This window comes from Pedobacter paludis (assembly GCF_003173575.1).
Classification (GTDB): domain Bacteria; phylum Bacteroidota; class Bacteroidia; order Sphingobacteriales; family Sphingobacteriaceae; genus Pedobacter; species Pedobacter paludis.
This window is the reverse complement of the sequence record NZ_QGNY01000008.1, coordinates 45,845-67,011: the sequence shown is the minus strand read 5'-3', so window position 1 is coordinate 67,011 and position 21,167 is coordinate 45,845. Positions and strand designations below refer to the sequence as shown.

The window sequence follows — 21,167 nt, the reverse complement described above, 5'->3', positions numbered from 1 at the left end:
CAATCATGAATATCGTAAATATATTAGAAGAAATAGAAAAAGTTGATGGTGAGATCTATGAAAGATTAAGTCCACGACGTAATGCAATGAAAGATTTTTACAACATTGGTAAGAAAATTTCATTGGCAGCATTGCCTTTAGCCATGGGCTCTATGTTCCAGAAAGCTTATGGTCAAACCAATCCAAGTACAGTTAACGATGTTTTAGGTTTTGCCTTGGCATTAGAATACTTAGAATGGAATTATTATAACCACGCTTTAACATTAGCAAACGCTACTTATATTCCTGATGGAGCGCCAAGAGCTGCAATTACAACAATCCGTAACCACGAACGTGCACACGTAGATTTGTTAAAAGGCGCTTTAGGCATTACAGGAGCTGATGGTTATGTTTATGCTGATTTCGATTTTACAGCAAGTGGTGGTTTTGCAGATGTTGATACCAATTATCAAACATTTTTAAAAGTAGCCTTAGCTTTCGAAGATACAGGCGTTAGAGCTTATAAAGGTCAGGCACCTATTTTAAAAGGTAATGCAGTATTAACTACAGCACTTCAAATTCACTCGGTAGAGGCTCGTCACGCTTCACATTTACGCCAAATGGTTGCTGCAAACGTAACAGGCGCAAGTGGTTTAAAACCATGGATTGCTTATGCAGCTAATGGTAACGATACCGGTATTGCGGCTGTAAACGCAGTTTATGATGGTGAGCAAAATACCACACAAGCTGGTATTCAAATTACTGGAATTAATGGTACTTCGGTTTCACAATCTCAAGCAGCAGAATGTTTTGATGAATTCTTAACGGGAGCTGCGGTTAAAAACATTGCTAACTTATTTATAAAAGCCGGTAAAAAATTAACATAGTAAAAAGCATTTACATTATTAGGTAATGTTTAGTTTAAGGTAGGGAAGCAGAACTTAGGTTTTGTTTCCCTTTATTTTTGAGCAGAATTTTAAAGATTAAGGATTTTCAAGATTAAATCTTCAATTCTTAATTCTACGAAACATTAAATATAGATCACCACCAGATAAGAAAGTTAAGGTATCACTGTCGCTTTTTGGTGAAGATAGTTCATCACCATAGGTGAAATTGTACCCTATTGATTTTCTGTCGTCTGTTTTAAAATTCGTTTTCAAAATTTTTAACTTTAGTTCGTAGTATTCTATATATCGTTGATCGAATTCAAAGCTAAATAAATCCCCGCCACCATAAATACGAAGATTTGCATCAAAGTCGTTTTTAACAACTACATTACTATCCGTAGTAGATAGATGTTCGTTTTTGTACCGCAAATTATCGCCTTTTCTATATTTATTGTCGAAAAAGCCTTTACAAAGAATCTCAATGCTTTCCTGGTCATCGTAAGTGAAGTTATAGATAGAACCATCTTTAGTACATTTTACATAAGATGCATTTTCAAAGCCATCACTCTGCTCGTCAAAGCGGTACAGTTCTGTTAAGCCATTTAAAAACTTGGAAAATTTTATATTTTTATTTCTATATTTTTCCTTAAAAAGCTCTTCGTTTTCTCCGGTCTTATATTCAATGTCTTTCTGAGTGCCACCTTTGTAATCAGGCTTTTCTACACCACGCTCACCCATTAAATAATTATCAAAGCTTTCTGCAATTCCAGTTTTAAAATACTTTACAGGTAAGGGCTTAAAAGTTTTGGCATCGTATGCTTCGTAAGTCGTAGTATCATTATTTACAAAATGAGAAACCAGCAAGCGATTGTTAACCAAGTCCAAAAGCATTCCATTGTTCGAATAACCAAAATCATGGATGATCTTTCCTGTTTTGCTCATAACGGCATAGGTAAAATATGTCGAATCAGGATTTTTATAATAGATCAGCAATAAATCTGAGTTGGGTAAAGGCGTAAATTTAGAAATCGATTTTCCATCCTTTTTAATAACCAGTTCTTTATTGGTATGATTTGGAAATTCAGGCCAATCTTTGTGTTTGTCCTGCTGAGGTATTTTATATCCCCAATAAAAACAGAGGGAAACAAAAACTGTGATGAACACACATAAAAATATGATTCGCTTCTTATATTTTTTCATGCCCAATAATGTTCAATACCTAAGGGGTAGTTAGTTAATGGGATGAATTAAAAAAGGGTTTTTGTTAATATGTAATTACTTGTTCTTCTAAATGCTCAGGTAAGTCGCGGTAGTTATATTTTTGTCCACGGAGCTGAGGTTCAAAACCTGCTGCTTTTATAGATTGCTGAATACCATTTGCGGTGAAACGGTGAGGTGCACCAGCTGCAGAAACCACATTCTCTTCGATCATGATCGATCCAAAATCATTTGCGCCTGCGTGTAAGCACAACTGAGCCGTCGCTTTACCAACAGTTAACCAGCTCGCCTGGATATTTTTAATGTTTGGCAACATAATTCTGCTTAAGGCAATCATTCTGATGTACTCATCGGCAGTTACATTATTGCTAATGCCACGAAGTCTTTTCAATAAAGTTCCATCATCTTGAAAAGGCCAAGGGATAAATGCTAAAAATCCATTAGCCTCAGCAGGTTTTTCACTCTGCACCTGACGAATCCAAACCAAGTGTTCAAAACGTTCTTCAATGGTTTCAACATGGCCAAACATCATCGTTGCCGATGTTGTAATGTCTAATTGATGACATGCTCGCATAACATCAAGCCATTCTTGCCCGCCACATTTGCCTTTACTGATTAAACGTCTAACTCTATCGTTTAAAATTTCTGCACCTGCACCTGGTAAAGAATCCATTCCAGCTTCTTTTAATACTTTTAACACTTCGGTATGGCTAATGCCTTCCAGTTTTGCTACGTGGGCAATTTCCGGTGGACCCAAAGCATGTAGTTTTAAATCTGGATACAGTTCTTTTAATTTTTTAAAAAGATCAGCATAAAATGCAAGTCCAAGGTCGGGGTGGTGCCCGCCCTGTAATAATAATTGATCTCCACCTAAACGGAAGGTTTCTTCAATTTTAACCTTATAGGTTTCAATATCAGTAATATAGCTTTCATCGTGACCTGGTCTGCGGAAAAAATTGCAGAATTTGCAGTTTGCAATACAAACATTTGTGGTGTTTACATTGCGATCTATCTGCCAGGTAACCTTACCACTCGGAACCTGAATTTTTCGCAATTCATTTGCTACAAACATCAACGATGCCGTATCCGCATTGTGATATAGGTAAACACCTTCTTCCTGCGTTAAAAATTCAAAATGTAATGCCCGCTGTAGTAAATCGGCTGTATTCATAGTACAAATATAAAGAAAATGATTACACCGATTACAGGATTGCGCTGATTTGAAAATATTTGACATACCTTAAACCTTTCGCCTTCTACCGTCAACCCTTTTTATATATCTTTACAACTCTAAAAATAAATATGGTAGATTTTAATCGTTTTACGCTTGCTAATGGTTTGAAAGTTTTGGTGCATGAAGATGCCACAACGCCGATGGCCGTTTTAAATATTTTATATGATGTTGGTGCTCGCGATGAGAATCCTGAACAGACCGGCTTTGCGCATTTGTTTGAGCATTTAATGTTTGGGGGATCTGTAAATATTCCCAATTACGATGAACCTTTACAGCGTGTTGGTGGCGAAAACAATGCTTTTACTAGCAATGATATCACCAATTATTACATCACTTTACCCTCAGAAAATATAGAAACAGCTTTTTGGTTGGAAAGCGATAGGATGTTGAGTCTAGCTTTTTCTGAAAAAAGCTTGGAAACCCAAAGAAACGTTGTAAGCGAAGAATTTAAACAACGTTATCTTAATCAGCCTTATGGCGATGTTTGGTTGAAACTTCGTCCGTTGGCGTATAAAAAACATTCGTATCGCTGGGCAACAATAGGGAAGGAGCTTTCCCATATTGAAAATGCCAAAATGGATGATGTTAAAGCGTTTTTTAAGAAACATTATAACCCACAAAATGCAATTTTGGTTGTTGGTGGAAACGTTAAAACAGAGGACGTTAAAAAACTTGCCGAGAAATGGTTTGAGCCTATTCCTGCCGGTGATAAATACAATAGAAATTTAATTCAGGAAGACCCACAAACAGAAGCTAGAACAGAAACTGTTAAGGCAAATGTTCCGTTAAATGCAATTTACATTGCTTTTAAAATGCCGGGCAGATTAAATGGCGACTATTATGCTTTTGATCTCCTTTCTGATATTCTTTCTCGTGGACAATCTTCGAGGCTGTACAATAGTTTACTAAAGGAACAACAGCTTTTTAGCGACATTAATGCTTATATTTCCAGTAGTTTGGATCCAGGACTTTTCATAATAGAAGGCAAATTGATTGAAGGCATTTCTATTGAAACTGCTGAGAAGGCAATTTGGGCAGAACTTGATAAGCTAAAATCAGAATTGGTTTCATCAACTGAATTAACCAAGGTAAAAAATAAGGTAGAATCTGTGTTGGTGTTTTCAGAGATGAGTTTATTGGATAAAGCAATGAATTTGGCTTACTATGAATTATTGGGCAATGCTGATTTGCTAAATCAGGAAACAGAAGAGTTTTTAAAGGTAACCGCAGAAGATATTAAGAGGATTTCGAACAATACCTTCGATCAACAGTCATCATCAACATTATATTATTTAACTGACGAAAATGCTTAACAGACAACAAGCGCCTGATTTTAAGCAGGTATCTACAATAAATTTTATTCGCCCTACAGAAAACAAGCTTGATAATGATATTCCAGTTTATACCATTTATTCAGGTGAGCAAGACTTGGTTCGCATTGAGTTTATATTCAATAATGTTAACTATGATTTAGAAAAGCCGTTGCAAGCCATTGCGGTAAGTACAATGCTGAATAATGGAACGAAAAAACTTACATCAAAAGAAATTGCCGAACAAATTGATTTTTATGGGGCATTTTTTCAAACCGAATACATTCAAGATCAATCTTCAGTTACGGTTTATTCTCTTAACAAACATCTTGCATCGGTTTTACCCATTGTAAAAGATGTTTTATCTGATAGTCAGTTTCCACAAAGTGAGCTCGATATTTACATTCAAAATCAAAAACAGAAATTACAGGTAAGTTTAAAAAAGAACGATATTCTTTCTCGGAAAGAATTTGCAAAAGCACTTTTTGGTAATACAGCATATGGTGTAGACATTAAGGCAGAACATTACGATGCCATAAAACGCGATGACCTTGTGGATTATTTTAAAGCTGCTTATGCGCCCAATAACTGTACAATTATTGTTTCTGGTAAATTTGATGAAGAAAGTTTTAACCTATTGAACAATCAATTTGGTCATAACTGGGAGAAAAGTAGCGCAGTTAAAAACCATTTTAATTTTCCGCCTACGCCACAACAATTCATTTATAAAGAAAAACCCGAAGCTTTACAATCGGCAATTAGAATAGGTAAAATAGCCATAAACCGTAAGCACGAAGATTTTGCAGGATTACAGATTTTAAACTGCGTATTGGGTGGTTACTTTGGTTCGAGGTTGATGAACAACATTAGAGAAGACAAAGGTTATACTTACGGAATTGGTTCCGGAATTTCTGCTTTGCAGGATGCCGGATATTTCTTTATTGCAACAGAAGTTGGTGCTGATGTTTGTGCAAGCGCATTAACCGAGATTTATAAGGAAATCGAGCTTTTAAAAAATGAATTGGTTGGCGAGGAAGAACTTGGTTTAGTAAGAAATTACATGCTCGGCTCTATGCTTGGCAGCTTAGAAAATGTTTTCTCGCATGCTGATAAATTTAAAAACATTCATTTTTCTGGTTTAGATTACGACTATTACGAAAAATACATTCAAAAAGTAAAAACCATCACTTCAGAAGAAATTAAAGCACTTGCCATAAAATATTTATCGACTGATGATTTTACAGAAGTCGTTATTGGAAAGAAATAAAATAAATTATTCTAAAAAATCCCGCGGTTGAATCCATCAAACCGCGGGATTTTTTTTATCTATACTGACACAAATAGGCAGTCTGAACTTCAGTTTTAACCTTGAACGATGAGTTAGACGAAACCTCGAAAGAACTTCCAGATTCAATAACTTGCCATTGGGTTTCGCCATGTAACAAGATGGTAAGCGATCCTTCTATCACATGCATAATTTCCTTATTTGCTGTCCCAAACTCGTACTCTCCGGGGTTTATGATGCCAATCGTAGATTTTCCCTCTGGAGTTTCATAACCCAGGGATTTTACATTGCCATCAAAATATTGGTTTTCGGTAATCATATTGATATCAATTGTTATAAAACTTTAGCAAGAACAGCTTTCTGTTTATCGGCCTGGTAGATTTTTTTATTAAATTCTACGTATTCATTGTATTTTTCTGGAGGATACTTTTTGTTGCTCATTGTTTGTGTACGCAGGTAAGTTATTGTATTATCCTTTGTCGCAAATTTCGCCGTATAAGATCCAAATTCTGAAGTGATGTTAATGTCTTTAGGAATAAATTCTAAAGTATAACCTTTAGGCAATGTGTAAGTTATTTCATCTTCATCGTTATAACTAAATGGAACGGCGAAATAGGTTTTTCTGTTTTCTACTTTTAAAGGGACGCTTTCTTTACGGTTGGTTTGGTTTAGTGTAAGAAAAGCTTTATCGCCGCCTTTTGTTAAAAGCTGGTTGGTTTTGAAATTAATTTCCTCGGTAATTACTGGAAGCGTTTTGTCTTTTTGTTCGTATTTGTATGTCAAAAGTTCGACTCCCGGAATATCGCTGTTGTTTATAATAATTTTTCTCTGTTCAGAAGGTTCTTGTAAAGTAATACCAAATATGCTCTCAAATTGGGCATTGCCATAAGCCGATTTTATTCCGATTTCGGCCATTCCTTCATCGTTAAACTTTATGTTGGTTTTTCTGATCTGGTAATTATCTTTAACTCCATAAGTAGGCGTATGGATAATTTTGCCACCAGCCTCAGTTACAAGAAGAACATTTCTATCCGCGTTATCATATCCTATAAATCCCATGGGCTTATACTGACTTGTGCATTCTAAAAATGTGGTGTCTTTTTCTAATGGAACACATAAAATCATATGGTTGGCCTGCCCCATGCTAGAATAATTTGCGTTCATACTTGGCATTCCATTTCCAATAACGATAAGGTTGGATGAAATTCCAGCTTCATTTAACAGGGCTTTCATGTAATTGGATAATGCCTTGCAGTCGCCATAATTTACCTGCGCAACCTTTTCTGCAAGAATAGGTCTAAAACCTCCAATCCCCAATTGTACACTAACATATCGGGTATTCTGTTGAAGATGATTGTACAGAATTTGCATCTTCTGTTTAGGTGTTTTGGCATCCTTAATTAGGTTTTGAACCATTAGCTTGGTTGCATCGGGCAGTTTATTGCCATCAACATTTAAATTGTACATCCACGATCCAAAATCTTTCCAGTTATCAAAATTCCCGGCGGTACCATCATATTCGAATTGATTCGGAGCAACCTTAACCCATGCAGAAATATTATCAATTCCTGCATTTAGCGGTTCGCTTACAATTGCTGCATTATCAGCGCTTTTCCACTTATACTGAATTTTATCGCCAACTGTTACCGAATCTGTTTTTAAATTCTGGCTGGTTAAATAACGGATGTTGTATCCTTTTGGTTTTTGAATGGTATAGGTAGATTTTTCAGTCGAAATCGCAAAACCTTTTAAATCTCTCCAAGAAGGAAAAGATAATAGTCCTTTAAAATCTTGACTAAAACTATATTCTACAGTATATGGATAAGTAATACTTGTAAATTTTAAACGTTTTACGCGATTATCCTGAAGGAGAGAAAAACCATCGGATAAACTCTCATCTTTTATATCGGAAGATTTATAATCCTTTATTTTTTTTCCAGTTGCATCATAAAGGGTCGCTTTTAGGTTACTAATGGTCGAAAACTTATCGTAAACTTCTTCCATTTCTCCCCAATCATCACCAGCCTTGTTCAAAATTGTAACTGCAATTTTATAATCATACTGTGCAGAACCTAAGCTTTTTATGTCGAAAAATTGTTCTTCGTTTCTAATTACGGCTATCGCATCTTTAGTAAGGGCTTCGGGTATTTTGGCTACATCGTAAATGCCTTGGGCAAAAACGCCACAGCTTGCTGAAGCAACTAAAAGTAAGCTTAAAATATATCTCATTAGGCTTTCTTTTTAAATACAACTTGTTCTGCCTGTTTCTCTACAATTGCCTTAAAAAGTTCTTTCAAATCGAAATATTCTTCTGATGTATAAAGCGATTTATTTATGCTTATAGAACTTTTTACCATCAATTGTTTTCCTTCGGATACATAGTTGATCGAGAAAATTCCTTTGTTATCAGGCAACTTATAAATTCCTCCTTTTGGGAGTTTATCAATTTCATAATCTTCGGGGAAGCTTAAGGTTATGCGATAGCTTTCCTTGAATGGGAATGCAAAATCTACAGGAAACTTACGCTCTTCTAGTTTGAAAAGATTTTCTTTTGTCCGTTCGAAAAGGAGTGGGGTAAAATAAACCAGATTTCCAGCTTCTTCTACATTATCCTCGATCACAACATCCATAGATTCTGTTAAAAGCTCATCTAAGTTATCAAGATTATCAATTTTATAATTAGTGAGTTCTAAGCCTGTTTTGTTCTTTTTAAAATTCTTTAAAAATTCGGTTTCGTTATTGGTATTTCTATAACGATCTCTTAAAGCGAGTGCCGAATAACCTCTTGAATATTGGTTTATTTTCCCAGTTAATTTATTTTCTTTGTCTAGTGCTAAATTATATGCGAATATTTTTTCACTCGGTATCTGGGTTTCCGTAGAAATCCAATTTCCTGATGCATTTTTCAAATCAACATAAAATCCTTGATGACTCAGATTTTCATCACTTATTAAATCAATAGGCAAATCTTTATCTGTTGCATCCAGAAAATGAAAGTCTTTACCAACTTTTGCAACCAATACAACGTTGTTAAAGGCAGATATTAGCGGGTAGCCTGGATGTTCGCCATTTTCTCTAGTGCTAATCAATACGGGATAAGCTTCGATTTTAGCTTCTTTTAATAAACTGAGCAGGGATAGATTAATATCTGCAGTGGTTCCTGTTTTCTTTTCGAATACCGCTTTAGGGTTGGTTCCTGTAGCATATTTGTCATGCTCTTTATTCCATTTTAGATTGGTTTTAACATAATCGAAAATAAGTTTTAAAGAAGCTAGTGTATCTTTTTCTCCTTTTAAAATTCCAGGCAAAACCGATTTTGCATAACCATTTTTGTTGATGAAAAGTCCAAAATCTTCCCGCTCGGCTAAGTTGGTAACAATTTTTGGCCAAGAACCATTAAAGTCTCTGTATGGTTCATTTGGAAATTGCGTACCTGTAAGCTCAAACTCAATTTTTGGAGTGTAATCATCCATGGTGGTTACAAAAGGTTCGTCTTTTAGCGCAGGAACATTAGCCGCGGTATATTTATCGTATACAGAACTCGAACTTAAACCAGCTACATAAGTTGCGCTGGCTATTTCATGTATAGGATGTTCGATTTGATAATAACCACTAAAATTGTTTTTGTATTTTAAATATTCTGGAATTCTAACATTATATTCAGACCAAAGCGTTGGGATATCTGATTGAAATCTCCATCCGCGAAGGTTAAAGATGAAATCGGATTTAATTTTGTACTTAAATTCAATTATAGATCCTTCCTTAACGTTTGGCAATGCAAACTTTTTAACTGTATAATTTTTATTGAAGGCTTCGCTAAACTTTGCATCCTTATTAAGTTTGCTTACTACTATTTTTCCATCAACCAAATTATAAGTTGAGGCATCCATATAGTTTAAATCTTCTTTTTCGGAGCCGCTTCCCTTGTAAAGGTTAATGGTGTAATTTGCAAGATCGTAACCGTTCTTGTTTAAGATTTTATAACGAATATGTCTTTCAAATACATAAACAAAATCTTTGGTGGAAGGGCTTAACTCAAAATAGCATTCGCCAACATCGAAAAGCTTTATTGCGGAAGCAGCAGAGTCTACGCCAGTTGCTTTTGTTTCGAATTCTGAAGGCAAAACTTTGCCAAATTTGAATTCTCTTTTAACAGTTTGTTTGGTTTGGGCAAATAAAGACCCTGTTCCAATGCACAGCATCAGAACCAAAAATTTGAGAGCAGTTCTATACATTTAAATTGTTTTGGTTATTACAATAATAGAAACAAAATAGAAGAAATAAAATAAATCAACAGATTTTTTAAAGGTTCAAAAAATCGTTAACTAAACCTTATTTTGTGTTTAACCAGCTAACTTTTCCATCCATCGTACTCACCAAAATGTTTTTTCCGTCTACAACATTAACGGTATTGATCATAGAGTTGTCTATTTTGTGCGCCCAAACAGTCTTTTGATTTTTTGGATCAATTGCATATACAACTCCGTTTTTTGTTCCAAAGAATACTTTACCGTCTTTCTCTATTAACATTGAAGGAACGTGCTCGTATCCAAATCCAACATTAAGTCTCCATAAAACACCTGGATCAGTTGGTTGTGTTTTGTAGCCAACAATTTCATCTTGCATGGTTTTTCCATAAATGGTAGAGCTATCTGTAGAAAGTCCGATGGACTCCCGAACCGTTGCTTCTTTGTTTCGCCACAGTGTACTTCCATTATTTGCATCAATTGCAGTGAGATAGCGATCGGGTGCAGCAATAAAAACGATTCCTTTTGTGGCAACAGGCGTAACCATTGCTGGAGAAAACATCCTATTTGGCTGGCCATTATCCCATTTCCATACCAACGTTCCACTTTTTTCATCTAAAGCATACAAATGACGGCCCCAAGATCCAAAAATAATTTTGCCTTGGTAGATTAGTGGTTTCCCAACTATAGCGCCTTCAACCTCAGTAAATTTCCAGATTTCCTTTCCGGTTTTTACATCAAGCGCCCTGAAGCAATGATCGCTCCCGCCAATAAAAATATTTTTACCATTGGTTACTGGAGATCCCAATACTGAATTTGACGTTTCTACTTTCCATACCTGTTTACCAATAGATACATTTAATGCATAAATATTACCATCGCCAGAGCCTAATATAACTAGATTTCCAGCTACAAGAGGTGAAGAATAAATGGCCCCTTTAGTATTAAATGTCCAAACTTTTTTGCCGGTTTTACGGTTTAGCGCTTCCACCAATCCAACACTATTGCCAAAAATGATGTTGGTTGAAGAGTATGCCGGTGTGTTGACTACGTTAGCATTAGAATGATAAGTCCACGATTCTTTGGTTGTTGAATATTTGGTGTTTATAACGAAATCTGGGCGCTCATATTTTTTTGATTCATTGTTGACAAACCTTTTTAAGGCAATAGATCTCCAAGCGGGTAGAATTTCCTGATTCGGTTTTTTTACGGCAAAAAATACAGAATCTTTTGTCATGCTGACGATATTATAGCCACCGATGCTATCCTTGGCTCTTAAATTTGAACGACCCATAGTAGCTTCGATTCCTTCGAAATTATAGGGATGATTATTGTGGCCGTGGCCACAGATTGCATATTGAATGTTATATTTTTTTAAACGATCAGTGGCTTCATACCAGTTGTCTAAACTGTTATCTAATGGGTAATGATTTAGATAAATAATAGGCTGATCTTTTGAAGTGTTTTTTAAAACCCCATCAAGCCAAACATTTGCATCGCGAGGAATGTGGCCATCGCTCATGCGTACATAAGGACCAGAAGCACAGGCAATAAAACGATAACCATTATGATCGAAAGTAAATTTATCCGCACCGAATTCTTTGATGAAGTTTACACCACCAGATTCTGACCAACCGGTATCATGATTGCCTGGTATGGCATAAAAGGGTTTGTTTAATCCCGAAAGGATGCTTTTTGCGAGTCTAAGTTCGTCATTTGTTCCCATTTCGGTTACATCGCCAGTAACTACGATAAAGTCTATATCGGTAAGCTTATTGATGTCTGCAACAGTTCTGCGTAAATCCTCTTCGCCCGTAGGGGAGCCCACGTGGGTATCTGTTACAAAGGCGTATTTAAAATTTTGTGCGCTTAAATTAATGCAGATAAAAAGTAGGAAGGTAGAAATGATTAGTTTTTTCATTGCTTGTTTTTGCAGGATTCGAATTATAAATATGCGGTTTTTTGCGTTTGTTGTTTTCGTTGTAACAGCAATTTTATTTATATCTTTTTCAAGAAATTAAAATTGGACCATATTTCATTTACGAATCATTTGTTGCTTGTCCATTTATTCTTACATCCAGATCACAATCTATTTTAAAACTTAACTAAGTTTTCTTATCTTTGTCCGGCAAATAATAAATCCTAATTTATTTGCTATGCAACTCGATTCCACAAAATTTATTGCCACAGGTTTAACTTACGACGACGTACTTTTAGTGCCTGCATATTCTGAAATTTTACCTCGTGAAGTAAATACATCATCGTTTTTAACTAAAAAAATTAAACTTAATGTTCCATTGGTTTCTGCTGCAATGGATACCGTAACCGAAGCCGAGCTTGCCATTGCTATTGCGCAAAATGGGGGGTTAGGCATGTTGCATAAAAACATGACGATTGAAAGACAAGCCGAAGAAGTACGTAAAGTTAAACGTTCTGAAAGTGGCATGATTCAAGATCCGGTTACCTTACTAGAAAATGCACTTGTTGCCGATGCTTTCAAAATAATGAAAGAACATAAAATTGGTGGTATTCCAGTAGTAAGTAGCGATAACAAACTGGTTGGAATTATTACCAATCGCGATTTGCGTTTCCAAAAAAATATGAGCAGGCCAATTGCCGAAGTGATGACCAAAGAAAATTTGATTATCGCTCCAGAAGGCACTACACTTGTTCAGGCAGAAGAAATTTTACAAAATTATAAAATAGAGAAATTACCAGTTGTAAGTACCGATGGTTATTTAAGCGGTTTAATCACTTTTAAGGATATCCAGAAAGTTAAAAACTATCCGGTAGCCTGTAAAGATGAGCGTGGCCGTTTACGCGTTGGTGCTGCGGTTGGTGTAACTGCAGATACCCTTCAACGTGTTGATGCACTTGTACATGCTGGTGTTGATGTGATTACAATCGATACTGCTCATGGTCACTCTAAAGGTGTTGTAGATAAATTAAAAGAGGTTAAGGCTAAATATCCTGATTTACAGGTGATTGTTGGGAATATTGCTACGGGCGCCGCTGCTAAATTTTTGGCTGATGCTGGTGCTGATGCCGTTAAAGTTGGTATTGGTCCGGGTTCTATTTGTACCACAAGAATAATTGCTGGTGTTGGGGTTCCTCAGTTATATGCCGTTTTTGAATGTGCAAAAGCATTAAAGGGCACAGGCGTTCCGGTAATTGCCGATGGTGGAATTAAGCATACAGGCGATATCGCTAAAGCCATTGCATCTGGGGCAAGTACGGTAATGGCAGGTTCATTATTTGCAGGAGTAGAAGAATCTCCAGGCGAAACGATTATTTACGAAGGGCGAAAATTTAAATCGTACCGCGGAATGGGTTCTATTGAAGCTATGGAACAGGGATCAAAAGATCGTTATTTCCAGGATGTTGAAGATGATATTAAAAAATTAGTACCTGAAGGAATTGTTGGTCGTGTGCCATTTAAAGGTACTTTAGCTGAAGTTATGTATCAATACATTGGTGGTTTACGTGCAAGTATGGGATATTGTGGAGCCGCGAATATTGAAGCTTTACAAGAAGCTCAATTTGTTCAGATTACCGCTGCAGGAATGCGTGAAAGCCATCCACACGATATTACAATTACTAAAGAAGCACCAAATTATACAAGATAAACTTCATCATTCGAGGATAAAGTAATCTTAATACAGAAGATAGGAGCAGGGCGTCAGAAACGATAGTCCTGCTTTTTTATGGCGTAAATGTGGCGAGAAAATTAATGAACCTAATTTTTCGGTTGGCAAGACACCAACCGATAGGTTAAAGGTAAAAGCTGAAAGATTGAAACTTCCCCAGCCAGTCGTCATTTCGACCAAGTGGAGAAATCTTTTAAGAATGAAATTTTTAATAAATGGAGCGAGGCATCGAAAACAATGATCTCGCTTTTTTACGGCGCTGTCGTACTGAATTTATTTTAGGATCTTTACGTGATATAAGATACTGACTTGAATTCAGCATGAAGAGGAGCTTAAGCAAAGCGTTAACATTCCGTATCAAAAATCCCTAAACAAATCCCAAAAAAATAAATTTCACAAAATAAAATTTGGCAGATGCTTTTTTTTAATATATTTGTCGACTAAATCTATAGATTTTATATAATTAAAGAATGAATCATAACATTGCAGGCCTATTAAATTATTGTTGCTACTGTTTAATCGCTCAAAAAACTAGGTAAAAGCACAACAATTAACAAAAATCTAAACCCAAACACATTATAATAATCATGAAACAAAGTTTACTAATTTTCTTTTCACTTATTCTTTCAGCAGGCTCCATATTCGCTCAAAATACGGTAACAGGCGTTGTGAAAGGTGCCAACAGCATTACTATACCCGGTGCAACCGTTACCGTAAGGGGCACTAATATTGCAACTGTAACAGATGCCAATGGTGCCTTTACTATCGATGCGAAACAACAGCCCCCGTTTTATATTCGAATTAGTTATGTTGGTTATAAACCTCAGGATTTTCAGATTTTGAAACTTCAGAATACACCTATTGAATTAACTTTAGTGGAAGATACACAGCTAGATGAAATCGTTGTAACTTCTAGAAGACGATCGGAAGTATTACAGGATGTACCGATTCCGATTACGGTTATTGGTGGACAGGCTGCAGAAAACGCGGGCGCATTTAATGTTAATCGGTTAAAAGAATTGGTTCCATCAGTACAGTTATATGCATCTAATGCTAGAAATACTACACTTAATATTAGAGGATTGGGTTCAACATTTGGCCTAACGAATGATGGAATTGATCCGGGAGTAGGTTTTTACGTAGATGGGGTTTATCACGCTCGACCTGCAGCTACCTCAACAGATTTTTTGGATATCGAACAAATCGAGGTTATCCGTGGGCCACAAGGTACTTTGTTTGGAAAGAACACTACTGCTGGTGCATTTAACATTACCACAACCAAACCAACTCAAAACCCAACCGCAAAAGTAGAAATGAGTGTAGGAAATTATAATTTTCTACAAGCAAAGGCATCCGTTTCGGGTGGTTTGGCAAAAAATCTAGCGGCAAAAATTTCCTTATCAGGAACTCAACGTGATGGTACCATTTGGAATACTAGAGAAGAACGTAAATACAGCGGACAAAACAACCTGGGTTCTAAAGGCCAGCTGTATTACACGCCATCTGATAGATTAAAGATTCTATTAAGTGGAGATGTAAGTGTTCAACATCCGGCAGGTTATCCTTTGGTAATTGCGGGTGTAGCGACTACAGAAAGAAGCGCTTACCGTCAGTACGCTAAAATTGTATCTGATTTGGGATACCAGCAACCAAAGATTGATCCTTTTTCTAGGGAGATAAATACCAATACTCCATGGAGACACAATCAGTCTATCGGTGGAATTTCATTAAATGTTGATTATAAAATTGGTAACGGAACGCTTACTTCCACAACTGCATGGAGATTCTGGAACTGGGATCCAACAAATGATAGGGATTTTTCTGAGCTATCTGCGCTTACCAAATCACAGGGTAACTCACGTCACGATCAATATTCGCAAGAGGTTAGATATGCGGGTAACATAACCGAAAAATTAAGTGGCGTTATCGGGGTATTTGTTCTTGGTCAGAACCTTAAGGGACTAGACCAAACCGAAGAGGTAGGTAAAGATCAATGGAGATTTGTGCAAACAAGCGCTACAGGTGCACAGGCTGCTTATGCTACTCCAGGTTTGTTAGATGGCTTCGGAATTAAAACCAATTCGACTATTAAATCATTAAGTGCGGCAATATTTGGTCAGGTAGATTGGGAAGTGATCGAGCATTTACATGTCTTACCTGGCTTAAGATTTACGTACGATAAGAAGGATGTAGATTATAACAGAACTACTTACGGCGGCTTGCAGACTACCGATCCAGCTTTGCTTGCACTTAAAGCAGCCGTTTATGCCAACCAACAATTTACAACCAACGTAGATAACAAAAATTTATCGGGTAATATTACGGTTTCATATCGCCCAACACCTAAGTTAAACGCTTATGCTACATTTTCTACAGCATATAAACCAGTTGGGGTAAACGTTGGCGGTTTGCCAACAACATCAACAGGTGCTGCAGATTTATCGGTAGCCGTTGTAAAACCAGAATATGTAGAACACTATGAATTAGGCTTAAAAACAAAACCATTTAAAGGCGGGATATTAAACATAACGGCTTTTAATACCGATATTAAGGATTATCAAACCAATGTTCAGTCACCACAATTAGGCGTTAATAGAGGTTATTTGGCAAATGCAGAAAAAGTTAAAGTAAGAGGTTTGGAAATTGATGCTACCTATCAATTAGAAAGATTTTTAAGCTTAAACGCGGCATTGTCTTATTTGGATGGTAAATATGTAACGTTTACCAATGCGCCACTTCCATTAGAAGAAACAGGGCACACAGAACTTGTAAACAATGTTGCTACTCAAGTTGCGTTTAAAGATGCATCGGGCGGAAGATTGCCGGGAATTTCCAAATGGAATACTTCTGGAGGTGCAGAATTTAGCACACCGGGTAGTTTGGCTACAAAACCAGGCAGATATTTTATTGCTGGCGATGTGAGTTACCGCTCAGATTATTCATCCAATGCAACACCATCAAGCGTTTTAAATGTTGCCGGTTATTCATTATTCAATGCCAGATTAGGTTTTAGATCTGAAAAATTCTCAGCATTTGTTTGGAGCAGAAATATCGGCAATAAAAATTATTATGAGCAATTGCAGGCTGCAGCAGGTAATTCTGGTTTATACGCAGGCGTACTTGGCGATCCGAGAACTTATGGTGCTACTTTAAGATTCTCTTTCTAATTATAATCTTTTTTCTCTCTTATATTTGGTTGAAAGGCGTCGAATTATTCGGCGCTTTTTGTTTGCCTCACAAACCTCGCAGGTTTTTAAAACCTGCGAGGTTTAAACTCAAAACCTAAATTTATGGAGAGGACTTTCAATTGCATAAATACATTTCACCAAATTGATCGTTATGTTTTGATTTGGAAATGATCGGTTCTGTAATTCTTTGCCGATTGTAGCCCTGTTTTCCGCTAAATCCCCGATAGAAAAAATCGGGGGATACCGCTTCAACCAGGTTTAAAGTTAGTAGATAGCTCCCAAATTCATAGATAATTTCCTTTTACACAACCTCGTAGGTTTTTAAAACCTACGAAGTTTAATAAAATAGTCGAAGTTGAAACACTAGGCATAAAATAAAATTAAACTACTGTTTAATGCTTTACAAACCATAAAAAAGCAAACTGTAACAGTTTTGTGCAGAATTTAAAATTGTTGTGAAAGGATAAAATCTTAACTTCGGTAAATTTTTGTCTAAATGAATAAGCTTAAGTCGGTTTGTGTGTATTGTGGCTCAAACTTTAACGGCGATTTACAATTGCGCAACGCGATCAAACAACTGGCTGAAACGCTGGTTAAACAAGAAATCAGATTAGTTTACGGCGGTGGGAGTGTAGGGGTTATGGGTGTTCTAGCCGATGATGTTCTTGCTTTAAATGGCTTGGTCACAGGTGTAATCCCTCAATTTTTAATGGATAAGGAAGTTGGTCATAAAGGTGTAACCGAAATGATTGTTACAGAAAATATGCATCAACGGAAGCAAAAAATGGCCGATTTGAGCGATGGTTTCATCATTTTGCCCGGCGGTTTTGGAACTCTTGAAGAATTCTTTGAAGTGCTTACCTGGTTACAGTTGGGTTTGCACAATAAGCCAATAGGTGTTCTAAATGTTAACGGTTTTTACGACCCGTTGTTCGTCCAAATGGAAATGATGGTACAAAGCCGATTTTTAAAGCCAGCCAATAGAGATCTTGTTTTTAATGAAGCAGATGCAAAAATACTTATCGAAAAGATGGATGATTTTTCTGCAGTGCCAGATGAGGTTTGGTTTAGAGATAGAAACTTAAGCTAATCTGCGATAAACAGTTTTCTGAATATATTGAACAATACAACAATTTTAGCAATTACAATAAATTATAAAAATGCAAGTTATTAGCAGTCACGCAGAATTTGAACAGCATCTTGGCAAGGAGTTAGGCGTTTCCTCATGGCATACAATTACTCAAGAGCAAATAAATAAATTTGCAGATGCTACGTTAGATCATCAATGGATTCATGTTGATGAAGATAGAGCGCAAAACGAGGGTCCGTTTAAAGCTACGATAGCCCATGGTTATTTAACACTATCATTAATTCCTTTTTTATGGAAAGAGATAGTTGATATTCAAAACCTTAAAATGGAAATTAATTATGGTATTGAAAGCTTAAGGTTTGCGCAGGCAGTAACTGTAAATAGTAAGGTAAGATTAAAAGCTAAACTGGCTTCAATTATCAATCTTCGCGGGGTTACAAAAGTACATATGGCTATAGAAATGGAAATCGAAGACCAAAAGAAACCTGCATTTAATGGCGAAGTAGTGTTTTTATATCATTTTACAACAGCTTAATTTTTTTGCTGATGATTTAATCCTTTTTGAATTTCTTTTTGATGAACCCACTTAAAGATTCATCTTCCAGATCTTCTAAAGTGCTCAGTTCAAGCTCCAGCGCTTTGGTGCTGATTTGAATTTCTATTAAAGAAATAATAAGCGAAATCATAAAGAATATTAAACTTAAGGCAAATAAGATTTCAGCAATCGTATTCCATTCCAGATAAATAAAAAACATGCAGAACAGGCATAGACAAAAGCTCAATACGCCGAAAGCCTGCATGTTTTTAATAAGCCTCAATCTATAGCGCAGGTTTTTAATCTGATTTTGTAAGCCAATATTCTTCTCGCTCTCCTCGTATTTCGCTTTCAAACTTCTCACCAGTGCCGCCAAGGCTAAAAAACGATTGGTATACGCCAACATAATTAAACTAATTGCAGGAAATAATAACGCAGGGATATTTACGGTGAGCTCCATATTTTCGATTTATTCAAAATTATTATTTTAAATGGATTAACCGTAACGTGCACTAAGTATTTCGCAAGGAAAATAAGGTGTATAGGCTGTTTGGGTTTACCACAGAGAACACAGAGAAAAATAGAGCACTTTAAATAATTTTCTTTGTGTCTTTGGTTTTCTGTGTTCTCTATGTGGTTAATTAAATAGATTAACCGCAGAGAGTGCTAATATTTTCTTGTGTTCCTTCGTGCTTTCTGTGGTAAATCTTTACAATTAATCCATCACCTATACCAGAAACCGATTTGGTCTCGATATTTTTTCTAAAAATAAATTTAAATTGCCTACATGAATATCGAATTCAATAAAAACGAAGACATTAATAAGCAGCTGGTTTACGAATTGCGTACTAAGCTTAAAAAAATATATTTGGGCGGTGGCGAAAAAAATGCAGCCAAACAAAAAGCAAAAGGTAAGCTTTTAGCTCGAGAACGTATTGCATATTTAATAGATAAGGGATCTGAATTTTTGGAAGTAGGTGCTTTCACGGCAGATGGAATGTACAAAGAGCAAGGTGGTTGCCCATCTGCCGGAGTGGTGTGCGGAATTGGATATGTAAGTGGCAGACAATGTATGATTGTTGCAAACGATGCAACAGTGAAAGCCGGAGCATGGTTCCCGATGACGGCGAAAAAGAATCTTCGTGCTCAGGAAATTGCAATGGAAAATCGTTTGCCTGTAATTTATCTCGTAGATAGTGCAGGAGTATATTTGCCCATGCAGGATGAAATTTTTCCGGATAAAGAACACTTTGGTAGAATGTTCCGTAATAATGCATTAATGTCTTCCGAAGGAATTGTACAGATTTCTGCAATTATGGGTGCTTGTGTAGCTGGTGGAGCGTATCTTCCAATTATGAGCGACGAAGCCATGATTGTGGAAGGTACAGGTTCGGTTTTTTTAGCGGGTTCATACTTGGTAAAATCGGCTATTGGAGAGGAAGTAGATAACGAAACTTTGGGTGGCGCAACCACACATTGTGAAATATCTGGCGTTACCGATTACAAGCATCCAAATGATCAAGCATGTTTAGATAGCATCAAGAATATTATGAGCATGCTGGGTGCTCCTGAAAATGCAGGTTTTGATCGCATTGAACCAGCAAAACCTAAAGAAAAAGAAGAAGAGTTGTATGGGCTCTTTCCAGAAAATAGAGAAAAGCCTTACGATATGATGGACATCATCAACCGCTTAGTAGATCGTTCTGAATTTGAAGAATATAAAGGTGGTTACGGGCAAAGCATAATCTGTGGCTTGGGCAGAATTGATGGCTGGGCTGTAGGTATTGTTGCAAATCAGCGTAAAGTGGTTAAATCAAAGAAAGGCGAGATGCAGTTTGGTGGGGTTATTTATTCTGATAGTGCCGATAAAGCCGCCCGTTTTATTATGAACTGCAATCAAAAGAAAATTCCACTGGTTTTTCTTCAGGATGTTACGGGATTTATGGTTGGAAGCCGATCAGAGCATGGGGGCATTATTAAAGATGGTGCAAAAATGGTTAATGCTGTGGCGAATTCCGTTGTTCCAAAATTTACTATTGTTGTGGGAAATTCTTATGGTGCAGGTAACTATGCCATGTGCGGAAAGGCTTACGATCCAAGATTAATTTATGCATGGCCATCTGCAAAAATTGCGGTAATGGGTGGTTCGCAGGCTGCAAAAACACTATTGCAAATTCAGGAAGCATCGTTAAAAGCACAAGGAGAAGAAATTACGCCGGAAAAAGAAGCTGAACTTTTAAAGGAAATTACAGATAGATACGACAGTCAGACTACACCATATTATGCGGCTTCACGGCTTTGGGTTGATGGAATTATTGATCCTTTGGAAACCCGTAAAGTAATTTCTACAGGAATTGAAGCTGCCAATCAAGCACCTATAACGAAAAAGTTTAATGTTGGAATGATTCAGACTTAAAATTTAAAATCTAGTAGTGGCCTCTCGCTACGACATTAATTTAAAGAATGATTTATATTAAAATTTTAAATTTTTACGCTGGTCGAGATTTATTATAAACGAACTCCTATGGAGTAATCTCGTCCCTTTTG

General features: G+C 36.5%; 15 protein-coding genes. 8 read left to right on the top strand and 7 right to left on the bottom strand.

From position 1 onward, the window contains the following. Nucleotides 1–5: 5 nt before the first annotated feature. Complete coding sequence (locus tag DF947_RS19140; protein WP_109931954.1) at nucleotides 6–866, top strand: ferritin-like domain-containing protein; 861 nt, start codon at nucleotides 6–8, stop codon at nucleotides 864–866. A gap of 120 nt (nucleotides 867–986) precedes the next feature. Here DF947_RS19140 and DF947_RS19135 read toward each other — a convergent pair whose 3' ends face one another. Next, nucleotides 987–2,066, bottom strand: coding sequence for a hypothetical protein (locus DF947_RS19135; RefSeq protein ID WP_146202951.1), 1,080 nt, complete (start codon nucleotides 2,064–2,066; stop codon nucleotides 987–989). 64 nt (nucleotides 2,067–2,130) lie between these two features. Beyond that, a complete protein-coding gene (locus tag DF947_RS19130) occupies nucleotides 2,131–3,255 on the bottom strand; it encodes a CofH family radical SAM protein (protein WP_109931950.1) in 1,125 nt (374 codons plus the stop codon). A gap of 131 nt (nucleotides 3,256–3,386) precedes the next feature. Here DF947_RS19130 and DF947_RS19125 point away from each other — a divergent pair, with 131 nt between their 5' ends. Then, entirely contained in the window at nucleotides 3,387–4,631 is a 1,245-nt protein-coding gene (locus tag DF947_RS19125; protein WP_109931948.1) for a M16 family metallopeptidase, read from the top strand. Beyond that, nucleotides 4,624–5,895 carry a M16 family metallopeptidase gene (locus DF947_RS19120; RefSeq protein WP_109931946.1) on the top strand — a complete coding sequence of 424 codons (1,272 nt, stop codon included), beginning with the start codon at nucleotides 4,624–4,626 and terminating at the stop codon, nucleotides 5,893–5,895. Before DF947_RS19125 ends, DF947_RS19120 begins: the two co-directional genes overlap by 8 nt. A gap of 55 nt (nucleotides 5,896–5,950) precedes the next feature. Here the strand turns inward: DF947_RS19120 and ppnP are convergent, their stop codons facing one another. The 4 genes from ppnP to DF947_RS19100 all read right to left on the bottom strand — a co-directional run bounded on the left by ppnP (nucleotide 5,951) and on the right by DF947_RS19100 (nucleotide 12,081). Beyond that, nucleotides 5,951–6,232, bottom strand: coding sequence for a pyrimidine/purine nucleoside phosphorylase (gene ppnP / locus DF947_RS19115; RefSeq protein ID WP_109931944.1), 282 nt, complete (start codon nucleotides 6,230–6,232; stop codon nucleotides 5,951–5,953). Between the two features lie 14 nt (nucleotides 6,233–6,246). Further along, complete coding sequence (locus tag DF947_RS19110; protein ID WP_109931942.1) at nucleotides 6,247–8,142, bottom strand: DUF3857 domain-containing protein; 1,896 nt, start codon at nucleotides 8,140–8,142, stop codon at nucleotides 6,247–6,249. After that, the gene (locus DF947_RS19105; protein WP_109931940.1) at nucleotides 8,142–10,148 is read right to left on the bottom strand and encodes a DUF3857 domain-containing protein; all 2,007 of its coding nucleotides are present in this window, start codon (nucleotides 10,146–10,148) and stop codon (nucleotides 8,142–8,144) included. The genes DF947_RS19110 and DF947_RS19105 overlap by 1 nt, the downstream gene beginning before the upstream one ends. Before the next feature lie 97 nt (nucleotides 10,149–10,245). Next, nucleotides 10,246–12,081, bottom strand: a complete 1,836-nt coding sequence (locus DF947_RS19100) for an outer membrane protein assembly factor BamB family protein (RefSeq protein WP_109931938.1) — start codon at nucleotides 12,079–12,081, stop codon at nucleotides 10,246–10,248. A 235-nt stretch (nucleotides 12,082–12,316) separates the two neighbouring features. On the opposite strand from DF947_RS19100, the gene guaB reads away from it, so the two are divergent. The 4 genes from guaB to DF947_RS19080 all read left to right on the top strand — a co-directional run bounded on the left by guaB (nucleotide 12,317) and on the right by DF947_RS19080 (nucleotide 18,620). Next, the gene (gene guaB, locus DF947_RS19095; protein WP_109931935.1) at nucleotides 12,317–13,786 is read left to right on the top strand and encodes an IMP dehydrogenase; all 1,470 of its coding nucleotides are present in this window, start codon (nucleotides 12,317–12,319) and stop codon (nucleotides 13,784–13,786) included. Nucleotides 13,787–14,394: 608 nt separating this feature from the next. Next, nucleotides 14,395–16,974 (top strand): TonB-dependent receptor, encoded by a 2,580-nt coding sequence (locus DF947_RS19090; protein WP_109931933.1) that lies wholly within the window; start codon nucleotides 14,395–14,397, stop codon nucleotides 16,972–16,974. A 517-nt stretch (nucleotides 16,975–17,491) separates the two neighbouring features. Continuing rightward, entirely contained in the window at nucleotides 17,492–18,085 is a 594-nt protein-coding gene (locus tag DF947_RS19085) for an LOG family protein (protein ID WP_109931930.1), read from the top strand. Between the two features lie 70 nt (nucleotides 18,086–18,155). Then, on the top strand, nucleotides 18,156–18,620 hold the full coding sequence (locus tag DF947_RS19080) for a MaoC family dehydratase (protein ID WP_109931928.1): 465 nt from the start codon (nucleotides 18,156–18,158) through the stop codon (nucleotides 18,618–18,620). 16 nt (nucleotides 18,621–18,636) lie between these two features. Here DF947_RS19080 and DF947_RS19075 read toward each other — a convergent pair whose 3' ends face one another. Beyond that, nucleotides 18,637–19,080, bottom strand: a complete 444-nt coding sequence (locus DF947_RS19075; RefSeq protein WP_109931926.1) for a DUF2721 domain-containing protein — start codon at nucleotides 19,078–19,080, stop codon at nucleotides 18,637–18,639. 327 nt (nucleotides 19,081–19,407) lie between these two features. On the opposite strand from DF947_RS19075, the gene DF947_RS19070 reads away from it, so the two are divergent. Continuing rightward, the gene (locus tag DF947_RS19070) at nucleotides 19,408–21,036 is read left to right on the top strand and encodes an acyl-CoA carboxylase subunit beta (RefSeq protein WP_109931924.1); all 1,629 of its coding nucleotides are present in this window, start codon (nucleotides 19,408–19,410) and stop codon (nucleotides 21,034–21,036) included. Nucleotides 21,037–21,167: the final 131 nt, after the last annotated feature.